The following is a 3,858-nucleotide window of genomic DNA, read 5'->3' as shown; positions in this document are numbered from 1 at the left end:
AGTTTCAACATCTCGACGACTTCGGCACTTGTCGCCGCAGCGGCGGGCGTCAAGATCGCAAAACACGGCAACCGCGCGGCCTCGTCGAGATGCGGAACGGCAGATTGCCTGGAAGCGTTGGGCGTGAATATCGACCTATCGTCGCAGAAATGCGTCGAACTGCTCGAAGATATCGGGATTTGTTTCATCTTCGCACAGAAATATCACACATCGATGAAGTATGTCGGTTCGATAAGAAAGGAGCTGGGATTCCGTACCGTGTTCAACATCCTCGGCCCTCTGACCAATCCGGCGTCTCCGTCCATGCAGCTGCTGGGAGTTTACAGCGAATCGCTGGTTGAACCTTTGGCCAAGGTTCTGATGAAACTCGGTGTTGAACATGGGATGGTAGTGTACGGACAAGACAAGCTGGACGAGATATCCGTCGGCGCCCCGACCACGGTATGCGAGATAAAAAACGGATATTATAGGTCTTTCGAGATGTCGCCCGATGAATTCGGCATTCCGATGGGAAAACGGGAAGACCTCGCCGGAGGCACGCCTGCCCAGAACGCGGCCGTCACTCGTTCGATACTGAACGGTGAGAGGGGGGCCCGTCGCAACGCCGTGCTGATGAATGCGGGCTCGGCGTTGTATATCGCCGGGAAAGCTGTGGACATCGGCCAAGGGATGGATCTCGCGGCAGAGATGATAGACGAGGGCGCGGCAGCGTCCAAATTGGACGAATTTGTAAAAGCCTCGAACAGGTGAGCGGAAATGACGGATATCCTGCAGACCATTGCCGATTATGCCAGGGTCCGCGTCGCAGAATCGAAGGGCCGTTTTTCATTCCGGGAAATGCGGGATTCGGCGTCCTCGATGGAATGCGATACCGGATTCCCCTTCGAGAAGGCACTGACAGGAGACGGCATATCGTTCATCTGCGAATGCAAACAGGCTTCGCCGTCTAAAGGCAGGATCGTTACGGAATACCCCTTCGAGAAGATAGCCGGAGAATACGAATCCGCAGGTGCATCATGCATATCTGTACTGACCGAGCCTAAGTGGTTCTTAGGAGACAATGAGCATCTAAAGAAGATTGCCTCCGCCGTATCCGTGCCGTGTCTGAGGAAAGACTTCACGGTCGACGAGTACATGATCTATGAAGCGAAGACCCTGGGCGCCTCGGCGGTGCTTCTGATATGCTCGATCACCGAGAATGCGGAACTCGAAAGATATGTTGGGACCTGCGACGACCTGGGCATGTCCGCACTGGTGGAAGCGCACGACGAGCAGGAGATATCGTCGGCTCTGGACGCGGGCGCGAGGATGATAGGCGTGAACAACAGGAATCTGAACGATTTCACCGTCGACCTCGATAACAGCAGAAGACTGAGGGAGATCGTGCCGCCGGACGTGCTTTTCATCGCCGAAAGCGGAATAAACTGTCCGAACGACATCGACATCCTCCGCATGTCCAAGGTGGACGGGGTGCTTATCGGAGAAACGCTGATGCGCTCCCATGACAAGAAGAAAAAACTCGACGAACTCAGAGGGACCACATGACGAAGATCAAGATATGCGGCATCCGGACGCCGGAGGACGTCGAGTGCGTCAACGCCCTGCTCCCGGATTACGCAGGGTTCGTGTTCTCCGAAAAGAGCCGCAGATGTGTGAAGGGTGAAACGGCCACCCGCCTGCGTTCTTTGATGGACCGCAGAGTTGCCACCGTGGGAGTTTTCGTCGACCAGCCTGAAGAATACATCATCGGCCTGGTGAAAAATAAGACCATCGGTATGATACAGCTCCATGGAGGCGAGGACGACGCCTTCATTGAAGACATGCGCAAAAAGACCGGCGTACCGGTGGTGAAGGCGTTCGGAATAAGCAGCAGAAGCGATTTCGAAAGAGCGATAGAATCTCCTGCGGACTTCATATTGCTGGATAACGGAGCCGGCGGCACGGGAGAGCGGTTCGACGGGACGCTCGTCGACAAGTGCCGCCGCCCGTTCTTCTTCGCAGGAGGACTGGACCCGAACAATGTGTCGGAAATCGTGAGAACGTTCCGCCCGTATGCCGTCGACACCAGTTCCGGAGTGGAAACGGACGGAAGGAAGGACAGTCGGAAGATGGAACAGTTCATCGGATCCGTGAGAAGAACAGACAGAGAAGATGCTCATATGACAAAAAAAGGAAGATTCGGAGAATACGGGGGACAATACATGCCCGAGACCCTGATGAACGCGGTGATCGAGCTAGAGAAGGCGTACGAACAATACAAGACGGACCCGGCATTCGTCTCCGAGCTGAATGCGCTCCTCTGCGAATACGCCGGAAGGCCCAGCAGGCTGTACTTCGCAGAACGGATGTCCGATGACCTCGGCGGAGCGAAGATCTATCTGAAACGCGAAGACCTGAACCACACCGGCGCACACAAGATCAACAATGTGCTGGGGCAGGCGCTTCTGGCCAAGAAGATGGGCAAGACCCGCCTGATAGCCGAGACGGGGGCCGGACAGCACGGGACGGCGACCGCGACGGCCGCCGCCCTACTGGGAATGGAATGCGTGGTGTTCATGGGAACCAACGACATGGAACGACAGGCCCTGAATGTCTACAAGATGAATCTCCTCGGAGCCGAAGTTATACCTGTGGAATCGGGTACGGGAACTCTAAAGGATGCCGTTTCCGAGACTATGCGTGAATGGACCTCCCGCATAGGGGACACCCATTACTGCATTGGGTCCGTCATGGGGCCCCATCCGTTCCCGACGATGGTGAGGGATTTCCAAAGCGTCATAGGCAGAGAGATAAAACAGCAGATCCTGGAAAAAGAGGGGAGGCTTCCCGACGCCGTCATCGCATGTGTCGGAGGCGGCTCAAATGCAATCGGCTCGTTCTATGAATTCATAAACGATGAGAAGGTCCGTCTGATAGGATGCGAAGCGGCAGGTCGCGGGATCGATTCCTTCGAGACCGCGGCAACCATCAACACCGGGCGCCCCGGCATATTCCACGGGATGAAATCCTATTTCTGTCAGGACGGATACGGGCAGATCGCCCCCGTGTATTCGATTTCGGCTGGGCTCGACTACCCTGGAATAGGGCCTGAACATTCGTGGCTGCATGATGTCCGCCGGGCAGAGTATGTTCCCGTCACGGACGAGGAGGCTGTCGACGCGTTCGAGTATCTTTCTAAGAAGGAAGGCATAATCCCCGCGATAGAATCGGCGCACGCTTTGGCATACGCGATGAAGATGGCTCCCGAAATGAAAAAGGACGACCTGCTGGTGGTCACGCTTTCCGGCCGCGGAGACAAAGATTGTGCGGCGATCGCGAGATACAGAGGACAGGACGTGGGAGAATGAGCAGGATCGGAGATGCGTTCGCCGACGGCAAGGCCTTCATCGCGTTCATCACCTGCGGGGACCCGGACCTCGAGACGACCAAAAAGGCCGTGAAGGAGATGGTCAGGAGCGGTGCGGACCTCGTCGAACTGGGCATACCCTTCTCGGACCCGACGGCAGAGGGGGCGGTGATCCAGGCCGCCAACGCACGCGCATTGAAGAACGGAGTCACCACGGACAAGATCTTCGATATGGTACGCGAGATACGAAGTGACGTCGATGTGCCCATGGTGTTCATGACATACGCGAACGTCGTATTCTCGTACGGTACCGAGAGGTTCGTGTCCATTTGCGAGGAGATAGGCATAGACGGGCTGATTCTGCCCGATGTGCCGTTCGAAGAGAAGGGCGAGTTCGGCCCGGCATGCCGCAGACATGGTTTGGACCTCATTTCGATGATCGCGCCCACGTCGGAAGACCGCATATCGATGATCGCGGGAGAAGCCGAAGGTTTCGTGTACATCGTCTCCTC

General features: G+C 56.3%; 4 protein-coding genes. All 4 read left to right on the top strand.

All coding sequences use genetic code 11. The annotated features are described in order from the left end of the window. A partial coding sequence (gene trpD, locus LHW45_11115) for an anthranilate phosphoribosyltransferase (protein ID MCB5286118.1) occupies nucleotides 1-750 on the top strand: 750 nt, incomplete at its 5' end. 6 nt (nucleotides 751-756) lie between these two features. After that, on the top strand, nucleotides 757-1,545 hold the full coding sequence (gene trpC, locus LHW45_11110; GenBank protein MCB5286117.1) for an indole-3-glycerol phosphate synthase TrpC: 789 nt from the start codon (nucleotides 757-759) through the stop codon (nucleotides 1,543-1,545). Further along, complete coding sequence (gene trpB, locus LHW45_11105) at nucleotides 1,542-3,347, top strand: tryptophan synthase subunit beta (GenBank protein ID MCB5286116.1); 1,806 nt, start codon at nucleotides 1,542-1,544, stop codon at nucleotides 3,345-3,347. Before trpC ends, trpB begins: the two co-directional genes overlap by 4 nt. Then, nucleotides 3,344-3,858 (top strand): tryptophan synthase subunit alpha (trpA, locus tag LHW45_11100; GenBank protein ID MCB5286115.1); only part of this gene is annotated, 515 nt, incomplete at its 3' end. The genes trpB and trpA, both read left to right, overlap by 4 nt.

The sequence above is a fragment of the Candidatus Cloacimonadota bacterium genome, from assembly GCA_020532085.1.
Lineage (GTDB): Bacteria > Cloacimonadota > Cloacimonadia > Cloacimonadales > Cloacimonadaceae > Syntrophosphaera.
Note: the sequence above shows the minus strand (reverse complement) of the source record. Positions and strands in the feature narration are given on the sequence as shown.